At 60.7% G+C, this 21,103-nt stretch carries 22 protein-coding genes, 1 tRNA gene and 1 pseudogene; 10 read left to right on the top strand and 14 right to left on the bottom strand.

Features of this window, described 5'->3' with window-relative positions; all coding sequences use genetic code 11:
* Positions 1 to 126 precede the first annotated feature (126 nt).
* The 3 genes from C6558_RS09195 to C6558_RS09185 all read right to left on the bottom strand — a co-directional run bounded on the left by C6558_RS09195 (position 127) and on the right by C6558_RS09185 (position 3,629).
* Entirely contained in the window at positions 127 to 447 is a 321-nt protein-coding gene (locus C6558_RS09195; protein ID WP_025427500.1) for a hypothetical protein, read from the bottom strand.
* Between the two features lie 174 nt (positions 448 to 621).
* Positions 622 to 2,139, bottom strand: a complete 1,518-nt coding sequence (locus tag C6558_RS09190) for a DUF1254 domain-containing protein (protein WP_057206224.1) — start codon at positions 2,137 to 2,139, stop codon at positions 622 to 624.
* A gap of 878 nt (positions 2,140 to 3,017) precedes the next feature.
* Positions 3,018 to 3,629 carry a hypothetical protein gene (locus C6558_RS09185; protein WP_025427503.1) on the bottom strand — a complete coding sequence of 204 codons (612 nt, stop codon included), beginning with the start codon at positions 3,627 to 3,629 and terminating at the stop codon, positions 3,018 to 3,020.
* Between the two features lie 348 nt (positions 3,630 to 3,977).
* Here C6558_RS09185 and C6558_RS09180 point away from each other — a divergent pair, with 348 nt between their 5' ends.
* The 4 genes from C6558_RS09180 to C6558_RS09165 all read left to right on the top strand — a co-directional run bounded on the left by C6558_RS09180 (position 3,978) and on the right by C6558_RS09165 (position 5,129).
* Positions 3,978 to 4,175 carry a hypothetical protein gene (locus tag C6558_RS09180; RefSeq protein WP_025427504.1) on the top strand — a complete coding sequence of 66 codons (198 nt, stop codon included), beginning with the start codon at positions 3,978 to 3,980 and terminating at the stop codon, positions 4,173 to 4,175.
* A 55-nt stretch (positions 4,176 to 4,230) separates the two neighbouring features.
* Complete coding sequence (locus tag C6558_RS09175) at positions 4,231 to 4,419, top strand: hypothetical protein (RefSeq protein ID WP_107027156.1); 189 nt, start codon at positions 4,231 to 4,233, stop codon at positions 4,417 to 4,419.
* A 145-nt stretch (positions 4,420 to 4,564) separates the two neighbouring features.
* A complete protein-coding gene (locus C6558_RS09170; protein ID WP_025427506.1) occupies positions 4,565 to 4,759 on the top strand; it encodes a hypothetical protein in 195 nt (64 codons plus the stop codon).
* 109 nt (positions 4,760 to 4,868) lie between these two features.
* Positions 4,869 to 5,129, top strand: coding sequence for a hypothetical protein (locus C6558_RS09165; RefSeq protein ID WP_057206220.1), 261 nt, complete (start codon positions 4,869 to 4,871; stop codon positions 5,127 to 5,129).
* Between the two features lie 87 nt (positions 5,130 to 5,216).
* On the opposite strand, the gene C6558_RS09160 is transcribed toward C6558_RS09165, so the two are convergent.
* Positions 5,217 to 5,292, bottom strand: a tRNA-Lys gene (locus C6558_RS09160).
* Positions 5,293 to 5,736: 444 nt separating this feature from the next.
* Positions 5,737 to 6,654 (bottom strand): PhzF family phenazine biosynthesis protein, encoded by a 918-nt coding sequence (locus C6558_RS09155; protein ID WP_025427508.1) that lies wholly within the window; start codon positions 6,652 to 6,654, stop codon positions 5,737 to 5,739.
* A gap of 564 nt (positions 6,655 to 7,218) precedes the next feature.
* Here C6558_RS09155 and C6558_RS09150 point away from each other — a divergent pair.
* The 3 genes from C6558_RS09150 to C6558_RS09140 all read left to right on the top strand — a co-directional run bounded on the left by C6558_RS09150 (position 7,219) and on the right by C6558_RS09140 (position 9,412).
* Complete coding sequence (locus tag C6558_RS09150; RefSeq protein WP_084815196.1) at positions 7,219 to 7,923, top strand: DUF930 domain-containing protein; 705 nt, start codon at positions 7,219 to 7,221, stop codon at positions 7,921 to 7,923.
* 319 nt (positions 7,924 to 8,242) lie between these two features.
* Positions 8,243 to 8,863: a TetR/AcrR family transcriptional regulator gene (locus tag C6558_RS09145; protein ID WP_038576209.1), complete on the top strand. Its 621-nt coding sequence runs from the start codon at positions 8,243 to 8,245 to the stop codon at positions 8,861 to 8,863.
* 12 nt (positions 8,864 to 8,875) lie between these two features.
* Positions 8,876 to 9,412, top strand: a complete 537-nt coding sequence (locus C6558_RS09140) for a GFA family protein (protein ID WP_025427510.1) — start codon at positions 8,876 to 8,878, stop codon at positions 9,410 to 9,412.
* Between the two features lie 153 nt (positions 9,413 to 9,565).
* Here C6558_RS09140 and C6558_RS09135 read toward each other — a convergent pair whose 3' ends face one another.
* Positions 9,566 to 9,814: a hypothetical protein gene (locus C6558_RS09135; RefSeq protein ID WP_025427511.1), complete on the bottom strand. Its 249-nt coding sequence runs from the start codon at positions 9,812 to 9,814 to the stop codon at positions 9,566 to 9,568.
* A gap of 173 nt (positions 9,815 to 9,987) precedes the next feature.
* On the opposite strand from C6558_RS09135, the gene C6558_RS09130 reads away from it, so the two are divergent.
* Entirely contained in the window at positions 9,988 to 10,320 is a 333-nt protein-coding gene (locus C6558_RS09130; protein WP_025427512.1) for a hypothetical protein, read from the top strand.
* A 92-nt stretch (positions 10,321 to 10,412) separates the two neighbouring features.
* The gene (locus C6558_RS09125; protein ID WP_025427513.1) at positions 10,413 to 10,943 is read left to right on the top strand and encodes an N-acetyltransferase; all 531 of its coding nucleotides are present in this window, start codon (positions 10,413 to 10,415) and stop codon (positions 10,941 to 10,943) included.
* Between the two features lie 241 nt (positions 10,944 to 11,184).
* Here C6558_RS09125 and C6558_RS09120 read toward each other — a convergent pair whose 3' ends face one another.
* The 8 genes and pseudogenes from C6558_RS09120 to C6558_RS09090 all read right to left on the bottom strand — a co-directional run bounded on the left by C6558_RS09120 (position 11,185) and on the right by C6558_RS09090 (position 20,056).
* The gene (locus C6558_RS09120; RefSeq protein ID WP_025427514.1) at positions 11,185 to 11,919 is read right to left on the bottom strand and encodes an NUDIX hydrolase; all 735 of its coding nucleotides are present in this window, start codon (positions 11,917 to 11,919) and stop codon (positions 11,185 to 11,187) included.
* Positions 11,920 to 11,921: 2 nt separating this feature from the next.
* Positions 11,922 to 13,028 carry an endonuclease/exonuclease/phosphatase family protein gene (locus tag C6558_RS09115; protein ID WP_025427515.1) on the bottom strand — a complete coding sequence of 369 codons (1,107 nt, stop codon included), beginning with the start codon at positions 13,026 to 13,028 and terminating at the stop codon, positions 11,922 to 11,924.
* Positions 12,997 to 13,323: a hypothetical protein gene (locus C6558_RS39630; RefSeq protein WP_128090503.1), complete on the bottom strand. Its 327-nt coding sequence runs from the start codon at positions 13,321 to 13,323 to the stop codon at positions 12,997 to 12,999. The genes C6558_RS09115 and C6558_RS39630 overlap by 32 nt, the downstream gene beginning before the upstream one ends.
* Positions 13,324 to 13,475: 152 nt before the next feature.
* A complete protein-coding gene (locus C6558_RS09110; protein WP_025427516.1) occupies positions 13,476 to 14,909 on the bottom strand; it encodes an FAD-binding oxidoreductase in 1,434 nt (477 codons plus the stop codon).
* Positions 14,910 to 14,978: 69 nt separating this feature from the next.
* Positions 14,979 to 17,369, bottom strand: coding sequence for an arylsulfatase (locus C6558_RS09105; RefSeq protein WP_025427517.1), 2,391 nt, complete (start codon positions 17,367 to 17,369; stop codon positions 14,979 to 14,981).
* A gap of 476 nt (positions 17,370 to 17,845) precedes the next feature.
* Positions 17,846 to 18,142 (bottom strand): hypothetical protein, encoded by a 297-nt coding sequence (locus C6558_RS09100; protein WP_225906314.1) that lies wholly within the window; start codon positions 18,140 to 18,142, stop codon positions 17,846 to 17,848.
* 199 nt (positions 18,143 to 18,341) lie between these two features.
* On the bottom strand, positions 18,342 to 18,824 hold the full coding sequence (gene greA, locus C6558_RS09095; protein WP_025427518.1) for a transcription elongation factor GreA: 483 nt from the start codon (positions 18,822 to 18,824) through the stop codon (positions 18,342 to 18,344).
* Positions 18,825 to 19,160: 336 nt separating this feature from the next.
* A pseudogene (locus tag C6558_RS09090) lies at positions 19,161 to 20,056 on the bottom strand (LysR family transcriptional regulator).
* Between the two features lie 137 nt (positions 20,057 to 20,193).
* On the opposite strand from C6558_RS09090, the gene C6558_RS09085 reads away from it, so the two are divergent.
* Positions 20,194 to 20,967, top strand: coding sequence for an SDR family oxidoreductase (locus C6558_RS09085; RefSeq protein ID WP_057206216.1), 774 nt, complete (start codon positions 20,194 to 20,196; stop codon positions 20,965 to 20,967).
* Positions 20,968 to 21,103: the final 136 nt, after the last annotated feature.

The following is a 21,103-nucleotide window of genomic DNA, read 5'->3' as shown; positions in this document are numbered from 1 at the left end:
TGATGGAGCCAGACAGATCACTTGATAGTGCACGGTCAACAATAGGGCGAGATGCACCACGCCCTTACCCCTGCCCTCGGCACATAGGCGCAGAGATTCGCGGCGGCCGGGACAGATTGCCTCTCGCTACTTGACGGTCACGCCCATTGCGGGCGAGCCCTCGTTCGACCAGCACGAACACGGCTCGCCGGCCGGACCTGCGCCATAGCCGCACTGCTGTCTCGGGGTCTTGCACTGTCTTGGGCTCTTCGCATCAGCCAGCGCCTTCGCCTCGGCCGCAGTTGCAGTCTTGGCCTTCTTGCCGCTCGCAGGCTTCGCCTTGGCCTTTTCGCTCAGATGGGCATTTTCGACGCCAGCCCGGGAATCCCCGGACGGACCAGTTTCGCTGCAGGACGAAACAAGCAAGAGGGTAGCAACAGCAAACGCAATTCCGGAGAAGATCTTCATGAGATATCCGGTAATCCGACAATTGCGATTTTTCAAGATGGGTGGCGCGCGGATTTACCTCCAGAGCGGCTGGCCTTGGCCAGCGCACGGCTCCGATCGGCGCTGCGAGACGAACCTTCGCCTGACGATCGAACGAGCGGATGGCGAACCATCCGCTCGTTCGACTGTTTTCCCCTATTTCACCAGTTCGATCTCACCAGGCCGCCAGGAATTGTTGAACCAAGGTTCCAGCGGACCGTACAGGCGAAGGATCATGAACCAGCCCTTGCCCGGGATTGTCTGCACCCAGTTGTTCTCCATTCCCGCCGGGGCTTTCGGTCCGAAATAGACATCCACCGAACCATCCGCATTGGCCTTGACGCCCTTGTTCTGGCTACTGACGCTTGGGGCTTGCTGGTCGGTCTGCACCATCGACCGGGTCTGGTTGTCGTAGACGATGACCGACCAGAAATCCTTGACCGGGACATTTGGCGGCAGGCGCAGCTTGTAGGTCTTGCCGCCATTAAAGGGATTGCCCTCCGAATCCTGAACCGACCACGGATATTGCGAGCCCTCGCCCACCATCTTCTCTTCCATCGCCGGTGTCACGCCGATGGCGAAGTAATAGTAGAAGACAGCACCATCCAGGTTGCTGACACCGGGCGCCGACTCGAACTTGTAGCCGCCAAAAAACGGCAGGCGCCACGTACTGTCAGGATAGAAATACGCATCCTTCGCGCGAACCTTGAAAGCGATCGTCCGGGCCGTCACGGCGCCGATGTTGGCGGCATCGGTGAGGATCTTCTTCATCCGCTCATCGGGATTGAAGGGCTTGCCCTTGACGATGCCGATCGAGGCGAACAGGCCCAAGGTGGTGGGATCGGAACCGTCCGCCGGCTCTTCCTGGATGACCTGGTTCAACAGGCTCCAGAACGAATAGTCGCCTGGCGAGACGAAATTCGCCGGAATTCCGGAGGCATTGACGAATTTCATCGGCGGCGGGTTGGCGGCCTCGTCCAGGCGATAGATCCGCAGGTGCTTCTTGACCGAGTCAACCCCGGGCTGGGTGGAACCGTCTACAACGAAGGCGCGAAAGACGAGGTAGCTGCCGAAAGTGCTCGGCCGCACCACGTGATACCCCGATGGTATGTCGCCCTTGAATCCAGGCGGCAACAGGAGGTACTTGCCGCCTTTGCCCTTATCGGCCCCGGTGATGCCGATGTCGGCCACCCACTTGTACCAGAAGTCGTCGACCATCCCCAGCACCTTGGGCGGTATCTCGGCCACCAACGGTCCCTTGCTCGTGTCGACCCAAACGTAGTTGTAGATCGTGTTATCGTTGGCCGTCAGCTCCACGGACTTCGGATCGACCAGATTTTCCCAGATCACGTCGGTCTGGTTATCAGGCCCGAACTTGCGTATCGAGTCGCGCATGCCGGCCTGATTTACGATCGGAATCGCCAGCAGATAAGCCTGCAGCGCGCGCGAACGGTCGAGGTTGTCGTAGATTTTGTCGACGGTATCGGCCGACGGGTAGCCGTAATTGAGATTCAGCGTCCCGATCGAGGACTCGATCTTATCCGGAACCGCGACGCCCGACGCAAAGGGCGTCGTCATCTTGTAGGTCTGCGCCGTATCGGCAGCAGAAGCAGTACTCAAGCCTATCAGGACTGCCGCGGCGGCGGCGCAAAGCAGTCTCGTCGTACGTATCATTGCTCTCATGGCCGAACCTTTAAAATTCCGTTGGATCTGTGAAATAGAATTCCCTCAGTGCACCACTTACGCTGCGTCGCTTCCGGGCTTAGAGCAACGTAAATTACTGTTACGAGCGTGTAACTAAACCTCGAACGCGATGCGCCCTTCGGGGCAACGAGGCTTCAGTGGCGGGCGTATCGGACGACGTGCTGCGGTCTGAGTGGCACTTCCGTCGCTGCGACGGCTGTGGCTGCCAGCAGGAGATTCCGTCTGGTCGTCATGGTCTGCCCCTCGCTAATGCAGTAGGACGTGTGTGTTGCACGCCGTCGCAAGACGGCTTTGCTTGCGCGACATTCATATTTCTACGGTACTGAGCAGCAAACAGAGTTCGAAACCACTCATTTTACGCCAGGGCTCTGTTATTTCTGGAGTTTTTTGCACGATGTCTACTTAAGGGAACCGGCGGAGCTGTCCTCAATGGTCAACATGAGACGCGAAACGGTCGACCAAAGCCAGCCGATCGATTCTTACAGAGCAGGACTTTTGGAAATAAATCAGCAGCTTAAGGAAGTTTTGGTGGGTGATCACGGGCTCTAACCGTGGACCCGCTGATTAAGAGTAATTGACTTTAGGCTGAAAACGCCACCGCCCAAGTAAAGCTGTTTCCAATGTGCTTAGGACAAAGCACGAGAAACGCCGGAACATATCGCGAATTGGCAACCGATTCTGATCGCTATTTAGATTATTTTCTGTAATTCCACAAACGACCGACACACATTGCCAATGCCGTTCGGCGTTTGGTGAACTAAGGAATTCGATCGGCTGCAGTGCGATGGCGCAACCGATAGAGAACATAAATCGTGGCATTCGGAAGATTTGGAGACGAAGAAGGTCCTTCAGAAATTGAACCGCACGCCAAGGACATTTGCATTGGAGCCTCCGTGCATGTCGCCGAGCGTCCCCCAGGCTCCGGACCGGTGGTGAACCCGCCAGAAGAAATCAACGTCGGGCATGGTTTCGAAGGAAAGGTTCAACTCGGGGCCGAGATAGAACAGGGTTCTGGCATTCCCGTTGCGTTCCAGCTCGTTCTGGCGCTCCCGTCCCTCCTGGGCATGCGTGACATAGCTGATGCCAAACGTAAGGGCTGGCGAGATACGGACAGCATCGCCAATCTCGAAACCGTCGTAGCGACCGACGACGCCGCCCCAGAATTCCGCATTCGGATGCCCGCCGAATCTTCCGGCGAGCCCCGCTTCCAGTCCAAACCTGAAGGAGCCCATCCTTACCGGGAAGTACTGGTAGCCGAGGCCGACGATCGGGAGGTCGGCGTATTTGACGCCGAAAGGATTGGCTGACTGGAACATGTCCGCGTCGACCATCGTGCCGCCGAAGGCGAATACCGACTGATCGACGTCGCGGTTCTGTGCCTGCGCGTCGGTTGTTCCCAAGAACGGCATCGTGGCAGCGCCGAGCAGCAGAGCAAGCGGGATGGCAGTTGAAGCCTTCATATCGGACTATTCCTGCACTTCATGTTTTCTCCGGCGCGCGCGTGCATCCACTTTGCGGAAGTCCGCCTAAGATTTCTTGAATAGGCAGGTTCAAAAGGTCGACGTCAAGTTTTGCGGTACAGACCTCCGGGAATGACGCCTGACGTTGATCGCGCTAGTGGCAGCCTTGCGTGTGAGCCGTGCGACGCTACCCTCGGCATCACAGCGCCTGGGGCCGGAGGGGAAACCCTCCGGCCAATTCTTCGATCCGTGCTCTTGTCGAGTCGACTACCCCGAAAAATCACTATCACTAGTGAGAGTAGCCAACCGCAACCGATGCGCCTTAGCCTCCGATCAAAGGAGACCATCATGGAAGCAACCCCCTTCATCACCGAGCTTGACGACGACGATTTGCGTGAGTTTTGCCTAGTGGGCATCTTCCACCTTGCTCATGCAAATTGGGTCAACGGGGTCGACGACGACGTGTCGTGCGACGTGCTCGAAGAGGCCTACCAGCGCGGTTGGACCGACATGCACATCGTGTTCGAGAAGGCATCAGTGAATTAGCTAGGCCTTGAGAACGGCAACCCGCGCCCTACCATCTTCTGCGGGAGGACACGCCATGCCGAAAATCGCCGCGCCGAAGCATCCCAAATGCCATCCAGATCGCGACCTCCATTGCCAGGAGGCGATAGAAGCCGAATTTCAGTCGATTGCCGATCGGGCCTTCCAGGCCGGACGGTCACGCGAGGAAGTGGCGACGGCGCTGATGGAACTTGCCGACAACGAGGACACGCCACGTGGACATTAGCTGGCTGCAAGTGCTCACCCTGCTTATACCAACTTTGCACATGGCGACCATAGCTGCTGCGGTATGGTCACAGAGCGATCCGGCGCAAGACGACCCTGATGCGCGTGTGATAGAGACTATTTGTTTCTGAGACGAGGAACTTCCGATGACCGAGAAGACCTTCTTGACGATTGCGGCCGCAATATTCGGGATCGTTGCAATGGTGCACTTGGTTCGCATTCTCATAGGTTTTTCGGTTGTCATCGACGGCTGGACAGTTCCTATGTGGGTAAGTTGGGTCGGCCTCATCGTCAGCGGTGGCTTGAGCTACTACGGCGCCAAGCTCGCCAAGTTGATCTAATCTGGTGGGCTTTCCGTGGCCGTTTCGATCTCCAGCCACATGTAGTGGGCCGCCCCAGGCCCCCTCCTATAAGTCGGCCGACGGTTTCCGGACCGAATGGCAGAAGCTGATGAAGAAGCACGAGTTCACACGGTTCCGCGACGAGCGGATTGACTTTCACGGATTGCGCAAAAACGCGGTCATCAATCTGCTGGAAGTTGGGTGCACCGAGAACCAGGTCGGGGCGATCTGCAACATGTCGGCGCAGATGGTTCAGCACTACGGCCGAGAGGTCGCGCTGCGGTCATTGGCGAAGGACGCAATGAAGCTGATGGAGGCTCGTTGGAGCGAGATTGAACCGGCTGCTTTCCGGAACAAGAACGCAATGTAAATTGGAATCCGTTTCCAAATTCTTGGAAACCGGCAACTTCTTACAGAGCAGGAATTTTGGAAATAAATCAGCGGCTTAAGGAAGTTTTGGTGGGTGATCACGGGCTCGAACCGTGGACCCGCTGATTAAGAGTCAGCTGCTCTACCAACTGAGCTAATCACCCATCCGGACCGCTTCGGTGTTTGTCGCTGCGGTCTGGAGGGGCGTATAAAGGCGTTCTTTCGGCTTGTCTAGCGTCCTTTGTAAAATTCTTGGGAAAAAATTTCAGACGGGCGGAAAACAGGCTTTTTCCACAGGATCTGCCGCCCTTCTCGCCAACTGCGTTGGATGCACCCACCATAAGCCTCTGAAACAACACGCCGTCTTTTCCCCTGCCCGACCTTGAACGCCGCGTCTGTGGCGAATGCATGCCTCCCAAAGCATATCGCGGCCTCGGGACGACGACATGCATCAGGCTAAATACATCGAGGACAAGAACCCAAGCGCATGTCGCGCAAAAGCGTGCAGCCGGTTTGCGGGTAGCGACACGCCTAAAGTCCGACTGGCCAACCCCAGGGATCGCGGCACGCTACAAGCGCCCTGACATCCGCCCCTGCGCCATGCTCCCTTAAAGCAGCAGCTCGCCGGCGGCGATCTTCACTGCATGGCCGCCGATGCGCGCCGTGTTGATCTGGCCGCCCGCCACATCGAGATGCAGGTGGATGAAGGACGGCCGCCCCATCTCCACCCCTTGCTCGATCAGAAAGGGGTGGTGGCCATCGACCAGCTGGTCGAAGTGGTGGATGGCACCGGAAAGTGCTGCCGCCGCCGCACCCGTTGCCGGGTCCTCGGCAAGGCCCATCTCGGGCCTGAACATGCGGGTGTGGAACCGCGCCGTGTGGTTGATGCCGCCGCGACAATAGAGATAGGCAGACGCTAGGCGTCCTTCGGCAAGCGGCGCCAGATGCTCCCAGCGCTGCGGGTCGAATTCGACGGTAGCGGCCGCGGATACATCGTGCAGCGGCACCATGACGAAGGGAACGCCGGCGCTCCAGAAGGACGGCGCATGGTTCTCGAAGCCGATCTGCGAGGTCTTCAGGCTCAGCGCGTCGGCAAGCGCCTGCTTGTCGAAGCGGGCGTCGAGCCGGGTCGATCTGCGCGGCAGGTCGAATTCGGCAAAGCTCGCCTCGCCCGGCTTGATGCGCACGGCGCAGCGCACCGGCCCCACCTTCTCCTCCAGTACCTGCACGAGATCGGCGCTCTCCTCAGCCATGCCGTGGGCTCTTTCGGCGATCGCCACCGCAGCACCTACGGTCGGATGCCCGGCAAAGGGAAGCTCGCGCCCCGGCGTGAAGATGCGCAGCCGCGCCGTATGCGCCGCCCCGCCCGGCCGGCGGATGAACACCGTCTCCGAAAGGTTGAACTCCTGCGCGATCGTCTGCATCGCCTGATCGTCGAGTGCATCCGCCCCGAAGACGACGGCCAGCGGATTGCCCTCCAGCCGGTTCTGCGTGAAGACATCGTAGATCGCGTAGCTGAGCGGCATTTATTCCCCCTTGCGAATATAGTCCGGCCACGAACTTGCAATGTCATCGCCCGGGCGGCAAGCGCAAAAACGCCATCGTGCACCACACCCATCGTTATCCGATCCCCCTCGCCACTGGGCCGAAAACAAGGCCGCCGTTGACCGCATGGGACACCCGTCAGCGGCACGACTGCGCAAGAACGCCCCTGCCGGTGCCGGAAAAGTGATCGCCGCGGCCGCCAATGCGCGACCGTGCCGCGGATTTGGTGCTGATCTCATGCATGGCGCCCGAAAATGTCCCGCGCTTCCGCGTCACGACGTGCATAGGGCGAGAAGCCAAAGCACTTCCAGGAAAAGTGCGAAGCGGATTTCCGTCAGGAAAAGCTAAGAACAAAGAGGTAGAGCGCTTCTGCGACCCCGTCGAAACGGGCAACACTTCAAAACACAACGCAGCAAACCGATCTTGAACGACGTGATCTACAGCGCCGCGCATCTATTAGACGCGCAAAGGTCGCTGTAGCACTTTGAATGGCTGCATGTTTTTATCCTTAAATCGAATAGGATTTAAGGAGCGGGCAGTAGCGCATGCAGCAAACGATGCGACGGGCGGATGACACGACGATCTGGTGGGCCTTGGCGCTTGCGCTGGTGCTGCATGCCTTCGCCTTCGCCGCATTCTCGCGCCTGCCGCCGAAGCTGATGCCCCCGCCGGGCGCCGTAGACAGCATCGAGGTCGAAATCCTGGCCGGCGTGCCGGAAAAGCCGAAACCTGCCGTGCCCGCGTCGGAAGCGAGCCTGCCGGTGCCAGAACCGCAGCGCGAAAATCTGAAGACGCCGGCCAAGACGACCGACGAGCGCCCCCGCGGCAACCAGCCCGCGCCGCAGGCCCCAGGCTTGGTGCACGCCCAAAACCTCTATTCCGCCGGCATCCTCGCCTCGCCGCGTAGCCGCCAGGCGCGTAAGGGTCTGGCGCAGCTGGCGCCCGAAGAGCGCGTGGTGCAGCTCTGCAATCTCGAAGCGATGGAACAGGTCCACCGCTGGAAGGCCGACCTCGATCCGGATTACCTCGTCGCCTATGCCCTGTCGGGCGTGAAGTTCTCCGGGGAAACGCTGAAGACCAATGGCGGAGCGTTTCGCAGCAAACGGCAATGGTGGCGCATCGCCTATTCCTGCTCGGTCACGCCGGATCGAACGACAGTGGTCGGCTTCGACTTCAAGGTCGGCGATGCCATCCCGCGCGAGCAATGGCAGGACCTTGGGCTTCCCATCGCCGACACTGCCGCCGACTGATGGTCGCGAACCATCCCCTCGCATTACCCGCCCTTCGCCATCGCTCCGGCGCCAAACCGTTATGGCGCGTTGCGCCAAAACCGGGGCCGCATGGAGATGTTGCGTTGCGTTAAATAGCGCGCGCAATTCCTTGAATAAATTCAGGCATTTGCCCATCATGATCCGGGCCCGTGAGGTACCCCGTGTCGCGTCCCATTCCGGCCTTCGTCAATGCAATGACACGAAAATCACCCTCATAGCCGCTCGGGATCGCTCCTATCGCCCAGTTACCAAAAAATCCCGCCATTGACACATACCGACCGTATGGTATGTTGGTTAAATGCCCAGACCAACAAAGCAATCACCCGAACGCGGCAACGCACGGATCCGGCTTCTCGATGCGGCGCGCGATGTCATTCGCGCAAAAGGCTTTGCGGCCACCAGCGTCGACGACCTCTGCCGTGCGGCTGACGTCACCAAGGGCGCGTTCTTCCACCATTTCGCCAGCAAGGACGCGCTCGGCGTCGCTGCGGCCGATTACTGGGCGGAAACGACGACCGACTTTTTCGCCGCCGCCCCCTATCACGGACCGCCCGATCCGCTGGCGCGCGTTCTCGCCTACGTCGCCTTCCGCAAGGCGATCATCCTCGGTGAAATCACCGAGTTCACCTGTCTGGTCGGCACGCTGGCGCAGGAGGTCTATGCCAGCGCGCCCGACATTCGCGAGGCTTGCGCCCGCAGCATCTTCGGTCATACCGCCACGCTCGAAGCCGACATCGAGGCCGCACGCAGCGACCGCGGCATTGTCGACGCCTGGACGGCCGAAAGCCTGGCCCGGCACACGCAGGCCGTCATCCAGGGCGGCTTCGTGCTCGCCAAGGCCGGCAACGACCCCGAGCTTGCGCGCGAAAGCCTCGACCATCTCGACCGGTACATCCGGCACCTGTTTCACGTCACTTGAGGAGGATGCGACATGAGCGATACCACCCATATCGGATGCGCCTGCGGACAGACACGGCTGAAAGTGCAGGGAGCGCCGATCCTTGTTTCCGAATGCCTTTGCGACAGCTGCAGGGCGGCCGCCGCCCGCCTTGGCGCCCTGCCCGGCGCCCGCAACATCCTGACTTCCTATGAGGCCACCCCCAGCGCCGAATACCGCAAGGACCGGATCACGATTGTCTCCGGCGAGGAGAACCTCAGCGAATTCCGGCTGTCAGAGGGTGCGGGCTCACGCCGCGTCGTCGCCACCTGCTGCAACACGCCGATGTTTTTGGAAATGAAGGGCGCGCACTGGCTCAGCCTCTATCTGCACCTCTGGCCGGCCGAGACGCGGCCGAAGGCCGAGCTGCGCACCATGGTCGGCGACCTGCCCGACGCTTCCTGGCTGCCCAAGGACATCCCCAACCTGAAGACCCACACCGTATCCTTCTACGCCAAGCTTCTCTGGGCCTGGATCGCCATGGGCTTCCGCAACCCGAAGATCGCAATAGCGCGCAAGATCGAGGCCTGACGCCGGCGTGCGGATGGGTCGGCACATGTCGGCCTTCCGTCTCGCGCCCCTGCCAGCGGCGCTGCACCAGCAACGCGACATCATGCCCACCAGCCCGGACCCCGCATCTGGCGAGCGCTGCTGACTGCATATCTGCGCACCCAACCACAGCAATCAACCGCGCGATGCGAGCATCGTCATGAAAATGGGCGTCCCGACCACGACGCCGGCGAAGACAAACAACGGTCCGTAAATCAGCGCGCTCAGCGGGATGATGGAGACACACGCCCGCAAACCGTCATTCAGGCAGTTGTGCGTCCCGCCCTCGAAAATGCCGTAGACGGGTAGAAACAACCCCGCGATGATCAGGCTGGAAGCAAACGCCAATGCGGCGGATAGGATGAGGCAAGCGAGTGTCTTCATGCTTTACGGCTATAGGATTTTGGTGATCCGAGCCAACGCCCGACCATTGGGCACCATCGGGGTCGGATACGCATTGAATGCGGCTACGCGGAAGAGTTGCCTTTACCTTGCCGAAACTGCTCTTGCGATAATCTCGGATGAAATCCTGTCACGACGCCCATCAACATCGACAAATGCCCAGCACAACAAAGCGGCTACTCAACAAGCTCAGGGAGATGGAGGCGCGGCGCGGCGTCGAACGCCCACCGTCTCGGGGGCTTTTGTCGCCGTTCGCCAGGGGATTGGCGGAATTCCTGCAGGACTATCGCCGCATCACCTCGTTTTATGCCGGGTCGTTTTCCATCGTCATCTATTGTGCATTCGCCAGCTACGTGGGTGCCATCGTCGCACTGCTGTTCCAGTGGCCCGCGATCTATCCGGCCGCAGCCGCCTGCCTAGCCACGATCATTCTTCGGCATTGGGTCCGAAACGCCAAAAAGAGGCACGATCGACATTATCGACCGTGACGCCGTGTCCTCCCTGACGACCGATGTGCAGGCGCCGCCGCACCGCCACAATGCGGATTGTACCGATAGCTTTGCCATGTAATGTGCCGGCCATGGATAAGACCACGACATTCCCGATCTCGCTCTCCGGTTTTGAGATCGAAGGGCTGATTGAAGCGGATGCACCGCGACTGATGCCGCTTTACCAGAACTGTCAGGACTATGTGGTTTTGGAGCGCGGCCATCCACCGGATGCAACCGTGGCGATCGAAGAATTTCAAAGCTTTCCGCCGGGCAGAACCGAGGCCGACAAGTTCGTCTTCGGATTGAAATCGGGCGCCGGGAACCTCATCGGCATGCTCGCCTGCGACCGCAATTATCCGCAGGAGAAGTCCTGGTGGATCGCCTTGCTGATGATCGATCCGGCCTTTCGCCGGCACGGCGCGGCGAAAACACTCTGCGACGACTTCTTCAGCTGGCTGAAGACACAAGGCGCGGACCGCGTGGAGCTCGCCGTCTTCGCAGAGAATGAACAGGGCCTTCGCTTCTGGGAAGGCCAGGGCTTCGAGATGGTGCGCACCGCAGGGCCGGTCCCCATCGGGACAAAGCAGCACAGAATGGAAGTCTTGGGTCGATCGCTGTGAGCGTCTCAATTCCGCACGGTTGACGGTTGCGCCGATCGTTCGCCGAAAAGCCAACGCCGACCGTTTGAATCAGCCCCTGCCATTTTCCGGCATACGCCAAGCAGCCGCGCGCCGCCCATGGATAGCGCTGCCGTTCGCCGCCTGCCGACGAACAGGGCCGCTCCGCGCACCGGTTGACCACATCTCAAAGACGACGCGCTCCGCCGCCGCACAGCGCAATGGCCATGCCCCCGAGACATCGTCACCGCTTTCCGTCAAACAGCCAGGTGAGGATCGGCAAAATGAACGGCGGATAGTTGTGCGCACCCGGATCCGGCCCCCAGATGGCGATCGCCTCGTCGATCTCCGGCTCGGGATCGCCGGCGATATGGGCGGCCACCCTTGCAACCAGCGCTTCCGCCGTTTCCGCCACCCGGTAGAGCCGGAACACCGTCACCGCCCGCCCCATGTGCAGCACGTGATAGCCGGGTTCGGCAGTCGCGGCATCGAGGTCGATGCCGGTTTCCTCCAGCGCCTCGCGGCGGATATTGCCTGGAATGTCGCAGCGGCCGTCGACCACGTCATCAGGCTCCAGCGAGCCCGAGGGGCTGTAGACCCGGGCCGGATTGGCCGTGTGCGATCCCATGCGCACCAGGATCAGGGCACCATCGGACGACACGATCACCGGCATGGCGAACAGGTGGAAGGCGGCGTCCGCGCGGGTCTTGCGCCACCACAGAAAGGTCGAATAGGGCACCACATGCCCCTCGCCGACCACGCGGCCGTCCTCGATCCGGAGCGCCCGCTGCAGCACCATCTGCCCGTCGAAGAGATGCGGGTTAGCGGCGATCTCCGCCCGCCAGTTTTCCTGCGCGGTATCCACCTGATCGAGATGGAAGGGATGCGGGCCCTCCTTCACCCGGATATCGACGCCTGAGATCGGCAGGATCTCGCCTTCTTCGGGCCAGTGGGCAAGGTTGCTTTCGAGAGTATCCATCGTCACACGTCCAGTGTCATGGCCACGGGGCAATGGTCCGATGCCTTCGGCCGGTCCCAGCCGGTGCGCGGATAGCGCTCCACCTCCTGCCCCGGCGGAAAGATCGTGCGGAAGGGCTGGCCGCCGCGGATGATTTCCGGCACTTGGGCTGCATTGCGCTGCGCGAGCGCCGGCGACAGCCAGATATAGTCGAGCTGGCAGAGGTGCCGCTCCTGCGGCCCGCGGCTGTGAAACAGCGTCCAGCGGTCGAGCACCGGCCGGCGCAGCATCGGGTTTTCGACAAAACCGTCTGCAGTCAGCACATCGAGCGCGCTTTCCTCCTCCTCGCGCGGCACGAACTCGTAGCCGTTGCGCCGGTCGCCAAGGATGTCGACCTTCTCCTGATAATCATTCATGTCGCCGCAGATCGCGAACATCTTGTCAGCCGTATGCCCGCGACCAAAGCGGCTTTCGATGATATGGCGCACGGCCTTGGCCTCGGCCACCCGCACCGGCATCGTCGCCTGGCGCCCGTCGAGCCCGTCGCGTGCCGGCCCCATGGATTTGAAATGCACGACATAAAGCGTCAGCGGCCGCCCGCCGATCCGCAGGTCCAGTTCCAGGCAATCACGCTTGAAGATCCGGTCGTTCGGCCGGCTGGAGGCAGCGAGCGCATCGTTGAAGATATCGAGATCCGCATAGGTCAGCCCCGCATGGCTCTTCACCTCGAGGCACTCGATCGGCTGGCCATCGCGCGTTTCCTCGCGCATCAGCACCGCCACGTCGATCCCGCGCGAATCATTGCCCTCGATCAGGTATTTCTGGCGATAGCCGTTGCCGACCATGCGGAAGAGATAGTTGTACTCAAACGCCTGCAGCGACGCCATGTTGTCGGCCTCCTGCAAACACAGAATATCCGCATCGCAATCGGCAATCGCCAGCGCCGACATCTGCCGCGTATCATCCGTATGCGCGATCGTCCGCGCCTCCTCCAGCCGCTGATACTCCGCCTCGCTCTTCACCTCGAAGAGTCTGAGCACCCGGTCCTGCTTGAGCTGATTGCGGAAGCCGGAAAAATCGAAGCGGCTCATGAGATTTTCAATATTGAAGGTGGCAAGTCGAAGGGACATCAAGCAATTCCATAACTGAATTGCCGCGGAGATTAGGCATTGAAGCGCAAATGTCGAGGGCGATTTCCCGGCAGGTGCGGGAGCCTCTCCTGAGTGGCCCCCAACGCTTGTTGTCCAGCGAACGGTCAGTGATGTGGAAAGCACACGCCTGCGTGTCTTCGAAACAACCGAAGACCACCGTGAAGGCGAAAACCAAGAGTTTTTTCGTGCCGACAAAGGCGACCCCATGAGAAACCGCCGGAATACAGCAAATGAAGCGGATGGATTTCTGCCCGCTGCTTGATGCAGCAGCCATGGCCCAGCGTTGTTTCCACGCCGGTGTCGAGCTGGTCTATTCGCGGTCCCAAGCCTGACGGCGGTGGGCGCATGGCCAACGTGCCGAGCGCCGGCACGTTGGCGTTCCTAGGCACCGCGCGAATTCCTCGCTGCATGAAAGCTTTTGCCGCGTTAGCCCGATTTTCGTTCTGGCTGGATATTCTGGTTGAGCCGGAAGAGATTGCCAGGATCGTACTTGGCTTTAAGCGCCGCCAGCCGTGCATGGTTGCCACCATAGGCCTGGGCGACCCTTTCGGTTTCATCCTCCGGCATGAAGTTGACGTAGACGCCACCTGTCGCATGTGGCGCAGCCGCGGCAAAGATTGCCCGCGCCCAATCGATGGAGGGTTGTTCGTCGGCCTGGTCACGCCACCTGGTGTGAACGTTCATGACAAACTTGGCCTCGCGATGCGGATAGGCGGTCGCGTCGGGTGCCACGCGGCTGCTGGCACCACCGAGCTGCCCGATGAAGATTTCACATTCATCAGTCGGCAACGTCCCTATATGTTCGCTCAGGATCTCAAACAACCCGTCGCTCAGGGCCGTGAAATTGTGCGACTTCCAATAGTTGAATGCCCCTGGCGTGAGAAGCGGATCGAATGCCGTCTGCCATGCGGAATATGGCTGCACGCCGACGACGTCGGCGATCGGTTCGCCAAGCGAACGCAGTGGTTCAAGTGCCTCCTCGGCTCTGCTCGGCTCACCGGCATAGCAGACGGCGAAGACGAGGATTTCCTTGCCGTGCACCTCTTCGGGCAGGAACGGCAATGGCGGCGCCTTACGCAGGACCACCCAAATGGTAAGATCGTCGGACGCAGCGGCCGCCACGCGGCGATACCCCGCAAGAAGTTCACGGGCGTGGGCAAACGGATGAACGATCAGCCCGGATACCAGATCGGGACCGACCGGATGCAGCTTGAACTCGAACGACGTGACCACGCCAAAATTTCCACCGCCGCCGCGAAGAGCCCAGAATAGGTCCGGATTTTCCGTTGTGTTTGCATGGACAAGCTCGCCGTCGGCGGTCACCACATCGGCCGAAATCAGATTGTCTACCGTGAATCCGTATTTGCGACTGAGCCACCCGAAACCACCCCCAAGCGTGAGACCGGCCACCCCTGTGGTTGAGTTGATACCGAGCGGGGTGGCAAGACCGAACGCCTGCGCCTCTTTGTCGAACTCTCCGAGCGTCGCGCCAGGCTCGACCCTCGCGGTGCGTGCCTTGTCATCGACCCGGACAGAACGCATCGGCGAAAGATCGATCAAAAGTCCGCCTTCGCAGACGGCATTGCCGGATATGTTGTGACCGCCACCGCGTACAGAGAGGAGCAATCCGTTGTCGCGGGCAAACTGCACCGCCTTTACGACATCTCCTGCGCCATGGCAGCGCACCACAGCCCCAGGCCGCCGATCGATCATGGCGTTCCAGATTGTCCTGGCCTCGTCGTAACCAGCCTGGCCGGCCAAACACACGTTCCCGCGACACCGAGTTCCCAACATCTCCAAAAGGTCGGTTGAAAGGGTGACCGTTTCGCCCTGAAGCCCACTAAATTGAACATCTGTCATTTCATCCTCCCTGCCGGCACGGATGTACGAGACGCCTCTTGGGGCGCAGACGGACGAACCGGCCCTTGCTTAGTTCAGTTGCACCGACAGCTTGTCGATGGTTCCCGTGAACTGAAATGGCACCTGGTAATCCCCGTCCTCGACGCCAGTGCGGGTATCGACGCCGACATCGAAGGTCTCGTCAATCGTCATGAGGAAGGGCACGGTGTTTGCGACCTTTTGACTGGCGACTTCTTTGCCGTCGACGTTCAGGACTCCGCTGCCGCCCTTGCCGGGGCCGCCACCATCGTATTTGAAGGTAAAGACGATGGTATGCTTGCCCGGAGTGAGCGCGTCCTGGCCTTCCCAACGGAATTTTTCCAGTGCCAGAAGGTTGTAAAGGAAGACCGGCTTGCCCTTCAGCAGGTAGAGCCCGTACCCGCCGAAGCGACCGCCTTGGGTGACCAGCATGCCATCGCCGCCGCCTTGCGGCACGTCTACCTCAGCCGTGACAGTGTAGCTTTTATTGACGATGTCGGGCGCGTTTCCGGATGGAAGACCGGATATTTCGCCTGAGTACGTAAACAAGGTTTTTCCGGCCGTGGCACTCGGGCGGGGTGCGAGAACGCGCTGGAGAAAGTCGTTGTCGAGCGGAAACACACCATACTTCGCCGCCTCGACGAGGAACAGTTCCTTCAACTCCTGAAGCTTGTCAGGCATCTTGGCCGCGAGGTCGTTGTTCTGCGAATAGTCCTCGTTGAGATTGTAGAGTTCCCAGGTGTAGCCATTGACCACTTCGGGCATCTTACCCAAACCGAGCAACCACGGCGCAAGCGGCGGCGTTGTGGATGCCATCCAGCCGTCGTGGTAGATGGCGCGGTTGGCCAGCATTTCGAAATACTGCGTCGTACGCCTAGACGCAGTATTGGCGTTCTCCTTGTCCCAGCTATAGGCCATGGAAACGCCTTCAATCGGCTTCTGCGCCACGCCGTTGACCATCACGGGAGCCTGAATGCCGGTCGCCTCGAGGATCGTCGGGACGATGTCGATCAAATGGTGGAATTGTGTGCGGATTCCACCGGCATCCTTGATACGGGCCGGCCAGGCCATGGCCATGCCTTGCCGGGTGCCGCCAAAGTGCGATGCCACCTGCTTCGTCCACTTGAATGGGGTGTCGAAGGCCCAGGACCACGCCACCGACATGTGCGGCTGGGTCTTGTCCGAACCCCAGACATCGTAATATTTCAACTGTTCCTTGACCGGAACATTGATGCCTTCGATCGCGGCCAGGTCGAACGGCGTGCCAACGGTGGAACCTTCGGCACTGGTACCATTGTCGCCTTCGATGTAGATGACGAGCGTATTGTCGAGCTTGCCCAAATCGTCCACCGCCTGGATCACCCGTCCGATCTCATTGTCGGTGTAGGCCACATAGGCGGCATAGACTTCCGCCTGGCGCGCGAAGAGCTTCTTGCTGTCGGCGTCGAGCGTATCCCACTTGGGCAGATCGTTGGGCCACGGCGTCAGTTGGGCGTTCGCCGGAATGACGCCCAGCTTCTTCTGATTGGCGAATATCTGGTCGCGCATGGCATTCCAGCCCATGTCGAACTTGCCCTTGAACTTATCGACCCATTCCTGGGTTGGATGATGGGGGGCGTGGGTGCCGCCCGGCACGTAATAGAGGAAGAACGGCTTATCAGGCGCAACGACGCTGAGTTGTCGCATGTAGCCGATCGCCTCATCCGCCATGTCAGTCGTGAGGTTGTAGCCGGGCTTTCCGATCCATGGAAAAATCTGTGTGTGATCGCGGAACAGGTAGGGTGTCCACTGGTCGGTCTCGCCGCCCATGAAGCCATAGAAGTATTCGAAACCCATCCCAGAGGGCCATTGGTCGTAGGGGCCCGCCAAGCTGTACTGATAGCTCGGCGTGTTGTGGTTCTTGCCGAACCAGGACGTCGCATAGCCGTTGTCTTTCAGGATTTCACCGACGCTGGCGTTATCGAGACCGAGGATGGAATCATAACCTGGATAACCGGTGGCCTGCTCGGAGATCACACCGAAACCCACGGAGTGATGATTGCGGCCGGTAATCAGAGCCGCGCGCGAGGGCGAGCAGAGCGCCGTCGAGTTGAACTGGGTGTAGCGGAGCCCCGCCTGCGCGATCCGGTCCAATGCAGGCGTGGGGACAACACCGCCGAAGGTACCAGGGACACCGTAGCCCGCGTCGTCGGTCATGATCAAAAGGATGTTCGGCGCGCCTTTTGGGGGCACGATCTGCGGCGGCCAATAGGGCTTCGAGTCTTTCGCGCTGAGCCCGATCGCACCACCGAATGTCGGCGGGGGGTTGGGGAGATATCGCCCGTCGACCGTCGTCGTGGCATCCGGGTTGCCCGGTGTGCCGGTGATCTGTTGTGCGCTCGCCGCACCAAACCCCATCAGGATTGTGATGATGGCGGTCGATGCAATCGCGGTCGATTTCATGCTACGCATGTCAACACCCTCCCCTCGTGGCAGCTCCGTCCGAGGGCGGACGCGCACTGCACCATTTCGATCTCGCTCGGCGGCCATTCCATACTGAAGAAAGGTTCGATCGGACTGTAGAGACGTAGGACTGTGCCCTTGGTCGCCTTGGGCACGGCCGGCAACATCGGCGGAGCTTTCAGAATCGGCACCTTGATTATTTCAGCGATGACGCTTCTGAGCAGGACGACGTGACGGCAGTGATTGCAGCGAATGCGAGCAACCGGACGGCGTCATTGATGCGCCGCTTGGATCAGTCTTCCGGATGTGGCGGAATACTACCACACAGATTGCGCTCTTGATACTGACTCAACCGCTCACGACCCGGCGTGGCTCGCCCCCGACCGTCGAGTAGCCGGGTGAAAGGCAGCGGCAGCTTTTGGCCGATACCGTTGAAAAACACCCCCGATGTGAAGTGGCTCAACGTCGGCGAGATATTAAGTTATCAGTTGCAAAAGCAGCGAAGGCGAACTTAGGAAGCCGCCAACAAAGAGGCCAACGAATCCAAGAGCTAGCGCTCCGACAAGTCCATGGTTCTCCCAGCCAGTCGAAGCTCCCACCGCTGTCGCTGCGACGATGATCGACACTGACCATACGATCTTGATGAGCACGACCGTGCGCCGCATGACTGTAGGTTTTTCTTGCGCCATGGCAAAACCAGTTTGTTTCGAAGCCTTTGTTGATTGAATATAATATCGAATTCTCTTTCCACGATAGCCGTGATTGATAGCCATCGTCCCATCCCGGGCCAGTAGCAGCCAAGCCAGCGCCTCTAGCTGTGAACTTTCAGGAGGTTGTCCATTTGGAGCAGATTTAGGAGACTGGAGTTACCACACCTCAGTTTTCCAGGATCGCACCGAATGAACATTCACAAGAATGCCCGACTGACGCCGTTGCATCGAGAGGAAATGGCCGTCGGACAAAACGCCCGCCCTATGAAATCCCCGTAATATCCAGCTCGTGTCCGCCCATGGCAGCCACATCGCCGACCCCCTTGCCCATGAGGATCCGGGCCACCGGGGAAACGTAGGAAATCGATCCGGCCTTCGGGTCCGCCTCGTCCTCGCCGACGATGCGATAGGTCTGCACCCGGCCGTCGTCGCGGCTGAAGGTGACGGTGCTGCCGAAGGCGACGATGTCAGTCGAGGTCGGGGCGGCGACGAGCTGGGCGGTGCGCAGCCGTTCGGCAAGATAGCGCAGGTCGCGCAAGGGGCCGGCCGCCTGCCGCCGGCGCTCGTTGACGTCTTCGATCCCGCTGGTCGCATCATAGGCCGCGCGCGCTTCGCGCTGCTGCTGCTCCAGCACCTTGAGGCCCGCTTCGGTGACAAGGTTGGGATGCGGCGAAACCGGGCGGTCGGGCAAAAGGGTTTCCGCCGCGGTTTCGGCACTTTCTTCCTTGGTGAAGGCAACGCTCACGATCGAACTCCGTTTGGACGCGGCAGGCTCTTACAATGCCTCCGCGCGAAAGCCCACTGTCGGTGAGGCACCGCGCTGGGGATGACAAGAGTAATCGCTGATATTGCCCCATCCGCGGGCGGCGGTCACCCCGCATTATCTGACGTCATCCGCTGGCATGAGGCACTTGGAAACCGGCACCAGGCAGAGGCGCGGATCGGCCATCCATGACAGTCCGAAGCCCGAATGAGTAAGGGCCATCGCCGCACCGGACGCCTCCTCTTGTCCGCAAAACCCGCGACGCGCCTCGCCACCCTTGCAATCAGCGGCTGCCCGCCTTCGCCGCCACGCACCCCATCAGGTGGCGAGCAACGGCCGCATCAATCCCTCCAGCCACTCGGCAAACACCTGGAAGCGACGGGAAAGATGCTGGCGGTGCGGGTAGAGCAGCGCCAGCGGCATCGGCTCGGCGCAATGGCCGGGCATGACCTCGACGAGGTCTCCGGCCTGCAGATGCGCCTTGACGTCATAGGCCGGGATCTGGATGAGGCCGAGATCCGCCAGGCAGCAGGCGATGCTGCCCTCGGCGCTGTTGACGGTAACGCGGCCGGCCATCGCCACGGTCCGTGTCTCGCCACCTTCGATCCACTCCCACTCCTCCACCCGGCCGGTTGAGGGCGACGCGTAGTTGACGGCGAAATGCCGGGCCAGGTCTTCCGGTTTTTCGGGCGTGCCATAGCGCGTGAGATAGCCGGGCTTGCGACATTGACGAGCTTGAGGTTACCGATCGGCCGGGCGATCAGGGCGGAATCACTGCGCGGCCCGACCCGCAGCGCGCAATCGACGCTTTCCTCGATCAGGTTCACCGCCCGGTCGGTCATGCCAAGGTCGACGTCGATACCGGGATATCGCTCGAGGAAGCTGGCGAGTTCAGGGCGACGATCAGCCGGCCGATCCGGCAGCTCGACGCGCAGCCGGCCGGTCGGCCAGTCCTCTCCCTGGCGAAACAGGTTTTCCGTCTCGTCGACATCGGCGATCAGCCGCATGCAGCGCTCGTAGAAGGCCGCCCCATCCTGGGTCGGCGAAACCTTGCGGGTGGTGCGATGCAGGAGCCGCGTGCCCACCCGGGTTTCCAGCGCCTGCACCGCCGCCGACACCGACGAGCGCGGCATATCCAGCGTGTCGGCGGCGCGAGTGAAGCTGGCGCAGTCGACGACGCGTGTGAAAATGCGAAAAAGCTCGATCCGGTCCATGGTCAGCCGCTTATTGTTCGAGATTCCTGACAGGTTATGTCACGGACGGCGGCTTTATAACAGAGATGCCGACGATATGCTTCGGGTGGAAAGACGGCCGCAGCGGGCGGCCTTCAAGCACCGAAAAGGTTCTGGCCATGACCGATCACAGCATCAGAGGTAAATCCGTTCTCATCGCCGGCGGCGCGAAAAACCTCGGCGGTTTGTTGGCGCGCGATTTTGCCGAACAGGGCGCCCGCGCCGTCGCCATCCATTACAACAGCGCCGCAACTAAGGCCCCCTCCGAGGAGACCGTGGCTGCGATCAAGGCGGCTGGTGCCAATGCCTTCGCCTTCCAGGCCGACCTGACCGGCGCCAGCGCGGTGGAAAAGCTGTTTGCCGATGCCAAGGCCGCGCTCGGTGGCATCGATATCGCCGTCAACACGGTCGGCAAGGTGGTGAAGAAGCCGCTCGTCGACATCACCGAGGCCGAGTATGACGAGATGACCGCGGTCAATTCCAAGTCCGCCTTCTTCTTCCTGAAGGAAGCCGGCAAAAATGTCAGCGACAACGGCAAGGTCTGCACGCTGGTCACCTCGCTGCTCGGCGCCTTCACGCCGTTTTACGCCGCCTATGCCGGCACCAAGGCGCCGGTTGAACACTTCACCCGCGCCGCCGCCAAGGAATTCGGCGATCGCGGCATCTCGGTGACGGCGATCGGCCCGGGGCCGATGGATACGCCCTTCTTCTATCCTGCCGAAGGCGCCGATGCCGTTGCCTATCACAAGACTGCTTCCGCGCTGTCGAAGTTCTCGACCACAGGCCTTACCGATATCGAGGACATCGTGCCTTTCATCCGCTTCCTCGTCTCCGACGGCTGGTGGATGACCGGCCAGACCATCCTCGTCAATGGCGGCTACACCACGAAGTGACCGGCAAAGGGCGGTGCTGGCGCCGCCCGTCGACAGGACAGAAATTTCACAATAGCCTCATAAACGAGCCGCCCTGCTCCGCCGACGGAAGATCGACCGGAGCGGGCGGCCGTTCGACCTGCTGCGGCATCCAACG

The sequence above is a fragment of the Ensifer sp. NM-2 genome, assembly GCF_003024455.1.
GTDB classification, from domain to species: Bacteria; Pseudomonadota; Alphaproteobacteria; order Rhizobiales; family Rhizobiaceae; genus Ensifer; species Ensifer canadensis.
Note: the sequence above shows the minus strand (reverse complement) of the source record. Positions and strands in the feature narration are given on the sequence as shown.